This is a genomic window from Hymenobacter sp., assembly GCF_035709525.1.
Classification (GTDB): Bacteria; Bacteroidota; Bacteroidia; order Cytophagales; family Hymenobacteraceae; genus Hymenobacter.
In genome coordinates this window covers 1-4611 of the sequence record NZ_DASTEP010000071.1, presented here as the reverse complement: position 1 = coordinate 4611, position 4611 = coordinate 1, and the positions used below count along the sequence as shown (strand labels likewise).

At 57.4% G+C, this 4611-nt stretch carries 5 protein-coding genes; 2 read left to right on the top strand and 3 right to left on the bottom strand.

What is annotated here, in order from left to right:
• Positions 1 to 74 precede the first annotated feature (74 nt).
• On the top strand, positions 75 to 962 hold the full coding sequence (locus VFO93_RS06485) for a cyanophycinase (protein ID WP_325133533.1): 888 nt from the start codon (positions 75 to 77) through the stop codon (positions 960 to 962).
• A 169-nt stretch (positions 963 to 1131) separates the two neighbouring features.
• On the opposite strand, the gene VFO93_RS06480 is transcribed toward VFO93_RS06485, so the two are convergent.
• Complete coding sequence (locus VFO93_RS06480) at positions 1132 to 1767, bottom strand: hypothetical protein (RefSeq protein WP_325133532.1); 636 nt, start codon at positions 1765 to 1767, stop codon at positions 1132 to 1134.
• A 219-nt stretch (positions 1768 to 1986) separates the two neighbouring features.
• Here VFO93_RS06480 and VFO93_RS06475 point away from each other — a divergent pair, with 219 nt between their 5' ends.
• Positions 1987 to 3540, top strand: coding sequence for a 3' terminal RNA ribose 2'-O-methyltransferase Hen1 (locus VFO93_RS06475; protein ID WP_325133531.1), 1554 nt, complete (start codon positions 1987 to 1989; stop codon positions 3538 to 3540).
• On the opposite strand, the gene VFO93_RS06470 is transcribed toward VFO93_RS06475, so the two are convergent.
• A complete protein-coding gene (locus tag VFO93_RS06470) occupies positions 3523 to 4290 on the bottom strand; it encodes a hypothetical protein (RefSeq protein WP_325133530.1) in 768 nt (255 codons plus the stop codon). The genes VFO93_RS06475 and VFO93_RS06470 overlap by 18 nt on opposite strands.
• 6 nt (positions 4291 to 4296) lie before the next feature.
• Positions 4297 to 4611, bottom strand: a 315-nt coding sequence (locus VFO93_RS06465) for a hypothetical protein (protein ID WP_325133529.1), incomplete at its 5' end; no start/stop codon positions are given.

The window sequence follows — 4611 nt, the reverse complement described above, 5'->3', positions numbered from 1 at the left end:
GTGTCACCAAGCTAGAGCTTGGTGTTACACTCTCGTCCGTAATTTTGCGAGCTTAACCAGCTAGTTATTGTAAGTTGAAAAATCTGATTCCTCGCGGCAAACTCATCGCAGTTGGCGGCAACGAAGACAAGGGTACTTATCCGACTTCGCGCAGCAAGCGCAAATACTACCTGAATTTTTTTGAGCTCGGCATCCTCAAGCGCGTGGTGAGCGAGTCGGGCAAACTGGACCCGCGCATCGAAGTCATCACCACGGCCTCGATGATTCCGCAGGAGGTAGGCCCAATTTACACGGCCTCGTTTGCCATGCTCAATTGCCACAACGTGGGCATCATGGACATTCGCACGCCCGAAGACGCCCGGCAGCCCGAGTACCTCGAGCGCCTGCTCGCGGCCGACGTCATTATGATGTCGGGCGGCAACCAGCAGCGCCTGCGCGAGATGTTCGCCGAAACCGACTTCCTCGACACCCTGCTGCGCCGCTACTACGCCGAGCCCAACTTCATAATTGCCGGCACCAGCGCCGGGGCCATGGCCATGTCGCAGCACATGATACGCGGCGGCTCGGTGCCCGACGCCCTGCTGAAAGGGGCCGTGAAAATGGGCACCGGCCTGAATTTGCTACCCAGCGCCATCATCGATTCGCACTTCGTGAAGCGCGGGCGTTTCGGCCGGCTCATCGAGGCGGTGGCGCTTTACCCCAAGCTCATCGGCATCGGGCTGGGCGAGGACACGGGCGTGCTCATCACCGAAGGCCGGCTGGTCGAAACCATCGGCTCGAACCTGGTCATTATCCTGGACGGCTTCGACATCGCGCACAACAACGCCGCCGCCGCCAAAAAGGGCACCACGCTCTCGGTGGAGAACGTGCGGATGCACGTGCTCGCCAAGGGCAACGTGTACTGCATTAATGAGCGGAAATTCTACGTGAGCAAAGAGGCGATGGGCGTGGCGGTGAGCTAGGGGTGCCGACGAATACGTCCGTCATGCTGAGCGAAGCGGAGCGGAGTCGAAGCATCTCTGTCGCACCATTGAACGGCCCAGATGAAGCGGTAGAGATGCTTCGACTCCGCTCCGCATGACGGTTTGTTTTATACCGTATTAATATAGGTGCTCAAAACAGCCGCCCAACCTACCGGCTCAGCAGCATAGCCCGGCAGTCCATAAACCGCTCAATCAGCCGCTCGGGCTGCTGCTCGTCAAACTCGCCGAAGCCGAGCACGAATGCCGGGCTGGGCTGCACGAATTGGATGGCTTTGTTCACGGCATCGAGGTAGGTGCCGAAGCGGCTTTTGTCGCCCTCGGCGGCGGCCAGTTCGGCATCCCAGCGCAGCGGGGCCGGGCCTTTGCGCACCAAAAAGGGCAGCACAAACGGGATGTAGTGGCTGAAAACCGGGTTCTCCTCGCTGGTGAGCCGGGTATCGAGCCACACGTGAAACTCGCTGAACGAGGCGGGCGGGACCACCACGTAGCGGGCCTGCTCATCGGTCATCGCCTCAAACAGCGCGGCGCGGTTGGGCTGGGCGTAGAGCTGCGCGTAGGCCGCGTACCACACCGTCACGCCCGCCTGGTTTACCAATTGATACGGGTGAAACGAGCTGGCGAGGCCCACCCCGCCGTGCTCGCCAATGACGAGGTTATAGAGCTGGCCAAACTGCGCCAGGTCAGTCGATTGCTGGTAGGGGTTGTTAGTGAGGCCGTAGAGGTAGAAGCCGACGAAGTCGGCGAGCGATGGCAGGGCGGCGGGGTTGGGCGTGGATTCGGGCACGGGGATGAAAAGAGGGAAGACGTAAGAAAACGACTGTCATGCAGAGCGCAGCGAAGCATCTCGCGTCGCGCAGTAATCAACCGCGCTTGCAACGAAGCGAGCGAGATGCTTCGCTGCGTTCTGCATGACTGAATTTCGATAGACAGGCAAATTTCGTTACCTCGGCCGCTTCGGCAGCCGCCGTGCTATATTTCGGCCTTCCGCCCCGCACTTTCGCTTATGCTGCTGACCATCACAACTACCCACCAGCCCGCCACCGACCTGGGCTACTTGCTGCACAAAAACCCCGCCCGCCTGCAAACCGTGGAAGTGAGTGGTGGCCAGGCGCACGTATTCTACCCCGAGGCCACGGCCGAGCGCTGCACTGCCGCCCTGCTGCTCGACCTCGACCCCGTGGGTTTGGTGCGCGGCCGGGGCGAGCGCGGCGGCGAAGGATTCGCGCTGGAACAGTACGTGAACGACCGCCCCTACGTGGCCTCGTCGTTTCTGAGCGTGGCCTTGAGCAAAGCCTTCAGCACGGCCATGAATGGCACCTGCAAAGACCGCCCCACGCTGCCCGCCGAGGCCCTGCCGCTGGCCGTAACCGTGGCCGTGGTGTCGGCCCCCGGCCCCGACTGGCCCCGCCGCCTCTTCGAGCCGCTGGGCTACCAGGTCGAAACCGAGGCCTATTTCCTCGACCCCACCCAGCCCGAGTGGGGTGATAGCCAGTACTATACCCTGCACCTGCGCCACGACGGCCTGCGCCTGCAAGACGTGCTCACGCACCTCTACGTGCTGCTGCCGGTGCTCGACAACAACAAGCACTACTACATCGACCAGAACGAGGCCGAGAAACTGCTGCACCGCGGCGGCGACTGGCTGCCCCGCCACCCCGAGCGCGGCTTCATCACGCGCCGCTACCTGCGCTACCGCGCGCTGTACGTGAACCCCACGCTGGCAAGATTGCTGGATTCGGATGATTTGGAAGACGATGCGGACGCGGGAACCTCACCCCCCAGCCCCCTCTCCAAAAAAGAGGGGGAGCCGGACGCTATTTCTACTATGTCTAGTGAGCAACATGCAGAGCTAGAGCTAGAAACTAAAACTAGTCCCCCCTCTTTTTTGGAGAGGGGGCTAGGGGGTGAGGTGTCGGCAGGGGGTGATGCTCCCGCCGAGCCCAAAACCTCCCTCCACGACCAGCGCCTCCAGCAAGTCGCCCACGAAATCTACCAGCTTGCCCCCAAGCGCGTGCTCGACCTGGGCTGCGGCGAGGGCAAGCTGCTGCGCCTGCTCATGCGGCAGGCCAAAATCGAATACATCCTGGGCATGGATGTATCGCACCAGGCGCTGACCCGCGCCGCCCAGCGCCTGCACCTCGACGAGATGCCCGCGCGCCAGCGCGCCCGTATCGACCTCATTCAGGGCTCGTTACTGTATAAGGATGAGCGCCTGGCCGGCTTCGACGCGGCGGCGCTGGTCGAAGTAATCGAGCACCTCGACCCCGGCCGCCTCGCCGCCCTGGAGGCGGTGGTATTTGGGCAGGCGCGGCCGGCGCACGTGTTCGTCACGACCCCCAATGCCGACTACAACCAGCTCTACGGCAGCCTCTCGGCCGGCAGCTTCCGCCACGCCGACCACCGCTTCGAGTGGAGCCGGGCCGAGTTTGGGGTCTGGGCTGCCGCCGTGGCCGCGCGCCACGGGTATCAGGTGCGCCTGGTGGCGATGGGCGAGGAGGCGGAAGGCGTAGGCGGGCCGTCGCAGATGGCGGTGTTTGGGCTAGCTAGGCTCCCATAATCTCAATTCTAACGGAATAGATGACCTATCATTTATCCATTGCTCAATCACCTGTACTAAAGTTTTTAAATCCGAAACGAATGATTCTAAAGTTGTTTCTGGCAATGCTACAAAGTAATTAGCCTTCTCTGACTTATAGTCAAACTGAAAATTTATATAGTTATTTAATTTATCAATCGAATCAATTTTCTCTATTTCTAGATATAAACGAAACTCAAGAAATTGTAATTTTTCTTTTATTTCGAGGGGCATCCAATAACTTCTCATCAATGGCGAGAGCTGATAAAAGAAGGTATTATAATCGTTTGAATTAATCATAAGCCCTTTTTGTGCATTAATGGGATAGTTGGGTAGGGAAGCAAAATCCTCTAATTGATGTATTGCTAGCCTAATGAAATAGCCATAACCTTCGGAATTCACAGTAAAGGTCTTCCCTTTTAGAAAATCAGCTAACTGTAAAACTGTATCAGCCTGCTTGTCCATAATACGTCTATCAAGACTTAGTCGCTCATAGAGAAAATAAGCTATTATAAAGGTTGCAGCAGTCAGTACAGTGCTTACCGCTGAAAGAGCTACAGATAGAACGGAATTAATTGATTCGGATTTGTCTCTGATAAAGAAGGGTATTAAAAAGAATATAATGGAAAAAATAGATGCTATCGTGAATACGATGCCATTTGTCTTTTTCTTAGTGCTATTTGACAAGCTTCTAATTGTCTTTTTTATCTGTAGAATCATATGCGTTTTCATATTAATTTAATTTTTTAGTAGGCTTTGTGAGACTATAGCCAACTCATCCGGCCGATTCAGGTCAACTACAATCAACCTGTCAGCCACACCCCGCGCCTGCAAATAAGCGATTTCCGACTCAAACGGACTATCGTCCAGCCAGTAGAAATCGGCCGATACATCAATAGCCTCGGTTTTCAAGGTGTCCCAGGTGGTAGGTTGTACGGCTTGGCGCAGCAATTCCAGAGTAGCGGGTGGTAGAAACTGCGACAGGTAGCGGAGCGCGGGCGCGCTGTCGCCTTTGCAATGGGTCGTGAGCCAGTAGCAGGCGAAATGCCGGGT

Coding starts and splice junctions, on each gene's coding strand:
- VFO93_RS06475 (WP_325133531.1), top strand. CDS start 1,987: ATGCTGCTGACCATCACAACTACCCACCAGCCCGCCACCGACCTGGGC.
- VFO93_RS06470 (WP_325133530.1), bottom strand. CDS start 4,290: ATGAAAACGCATATGATTCTACAGATAAAAAAGACAATTAGAAGCTTG.